This window comes from Vibrio floridensis (genome assembly GCF_021852965.1).
GTDB classification, from domain to species: domain Bacteria; phylum Pseudomonadota; class Gammaproteobacteria; order Enterobacterales; family Vibrionaceae; genus Vibrio; species Vibrio floridensis.
In genome coordinates, this window is sequence record NZ_JAKGCY010000047.1 from 1 (window position 1) to 2,298 (window position 2,298).

General features: G+C 42.6%; 1 protein-coding gene and 1 pseudogene. Both read left to right on the forward strand.

Features of this window, described 5'->3' with window-relative positions; genetic code table 11:
• Positions 1–1,207: 1,207 nt before the first annotated feature.
• A pseudogene (locus LZU85_RS21220) lies at positions 1,208–1,383 on the forward strand (DUF645 family protein).
• 200 nt (positions 1,384–1,583) lie between these two features.
• Complete coding sequence (locus LZU85_RS20625) at positions 1,584–2,102, forward strand: GNAT family N-acetyltransferase (RefSeq protein ID WP_061058597.1); 519 nt, start codon at positions 1,584–1,586, stop codon at positions 2,100–2,102.
• The last annotated feature ends 196 nt before the right edge of the window (positions 2,103–2,298 follow it).

Consider the following 2,298-nt stretch of genomic DNA (forward strand, 5'->3'; position numbering starts at 1 on the left):
TTTTTGGTATGCGGCGAGTTTTGGTGGTGAAAGTGGTCTGCGGGAAGTTGGTTTAGGCGGCATTCACCCCTTAACGCAGCGTTATGCTTAATCACATAAAATCAGTTGTTTATGGTTTTTCTTTGTTCCCTTGGCTGATTGGTTTTGTGCTTGTCGGCAAGTTGGCTTCAGTGGGCGCTGTTTTCCGGACACTTATTTTTTGGCGCTGGAAATTCAAAGAGTTGCCTCAATCAGTTTTCGCGTAAGCGCGAGGTTGGGGCAGTTGGCTCAAACAGAGCTTTGAACTTAGGTTTTTGAGTTTTAGCAGCCAAATTTCCAAGCCTGATTTTCAAAAATTATGAGTCATTTCGGTTTTCTACATTTTGGCTTTTGTTTGTAAATCAAAGTCGAGTTAATCTTGGTTCTAGTAAAGCTTAAACCATTGAAGCTTAAGCATAACAAGGCGTTTAAGAGGGATTCATGCCGCGTGGCATTTTTGGTATGCGGTGGGTTTTGGTGGTGAAAGTGGTCTGCGGAAAGTTGGTTTAAGCGGCATTCACCCCTTAACGCAGCGTTATGCTTAATCACGTAAAATCAGTGGTTTATGGTTTTTCTTTGTTCCCTCGGCTGATTGGTTTTGTGCTTGTCGGCAAGTTGACTTCATTGGGCGCTGTTTTTCGGACACTTATTCTTTGGTGCTGGAAATTCGGAGAATTGCCTCAATCAATTTTCAGGTAAGCACGAGGCTAGGGCTGCTGGCTCAATCAGCAATTTGATCTTAGGTTTTTGAGTTTTAGCAGCCAAATTTCAAAGTCTGATTATCAAAAGTTATGAGTCATTTCAGTTTTCTACGTTTTGGCTTTTGTTTGTAAATCAAAGTCGAGTTAATCTTGTTTCCAGAAAAACGTAACCCATTGAAGCTTAAGCATAACAAGGCGTTTAAGTGGGATTCATGCCGCGTGGCATTTTTAGTATGCGGTGTTTTTGGGTGGTGAAAGTTGTCTGCGGAAAGTTGGTTTGGGCGGCATTCACCCCTTAACGCAGCGTTAGCTTCTTGAAGAGAAAATCATCAAAATCTGGGTTTAATTGCTTTAAAAATTCAGCCTTTAGCGTTCAAATTTCACAACTTGGCTTTCGAGTTTTTCTGATGCTAATTTGGTAGAAAGTGTTGAATTTTCAGCAGTTTCAAAGTTGCTGAAATCCATCAAACCTCGATGCTTCACTTTTGTTGGATGTTCCACACGGAAAGTTTAGCTTCACAAAAGGCTGCATCATCGCTGAAGTAGCGCTTTCTTTGATGTGGATTCTTCAAGTGATCAACTTAACCTTGAGCGCTGTGAGTTTTGGCAGCCAACTTCACAGCTTTTTGCGTTGGACGTATGTTTGCTTGATGCTTTTGCGTAAAATTACTTTCAAGAAAATGTGTTAAAAAGTCATTGTGAAACAATAGGCTACGAAGCTAACAAACGCCTCAAGAGGGACTGTCAACGCGCGGCGTTTCCAGTCCCAATGAGCCGCGGTGGTTACGGTTGTTGTGTTTGAGTTTAGTGGTAATGCGTTGCCAGCCCCTTAGGCGGGCGTTATACCTTATCGGAGAAAATTACATGGAGTTAGTTGTACCATCGCAAGAGTTTAAGTCTGCGTTTGAACGGTTCTATGAGGACTTTGCTCAAAACGATGTTGAAAATGCTGAGTATTACCTTGAAGGTAAAGTTGATTTTTCCAAATATGTTCAGCGCTTGAGTGACGAAGCTACGGGTATAAACTTACGTGACGGTTATGTACCATGTAGTCATTTCTGGCTGATAGATAGTACAAGGTCTATTCTCGGAGCTATTCGGGTTCGCCATAATATCGACAATGATTTCCTCTCTTTAGAAGGTGGGCATATTGGTTACGATATAGCCCCCTCATATCGTAGAAAGGGTAACGGTAAGTTAATGCTGAAGTTGGCGCTTTCGAAAGCTTCCGCTCTTGGCATCGAGCGAGCACTGCTGACTGCTGATGAAGATAACTTTGCATCGCGTGGTGTTATCGAAGCTAACGGTGGTGAGTTTGAAAAAATCGTTATAGGTAAGGTGTTTCCAAATCCTTTGGCTAGGTATTGGGTCAGCTGTAAGTAACGGTATAACAAAGCGTTTAAGAGGGATTTGGCACGCGTGGCATTTTCAGTTTGCGTTGAGTTCGGTGGTTACGGCGCTGTGCGGTAGCTTTTGTATTGCGTGCCTGCACCCCTTAACGCGGCGTTATGGCAATTAGGAGTTAGTACGATGAAATACGAAGTTAGTACCCTTATCAAGAGACCCGATTTAATAAATC

Coding starts and splice junctions, on each gene's coding strand:
- LZU85_RS20625 (WP_061058597.1), top strand. CDS start 1,584: ATGGAGTTAGTTGTACCATCGCAAGAGTTTAAGTCTGCGTTTGAACGG.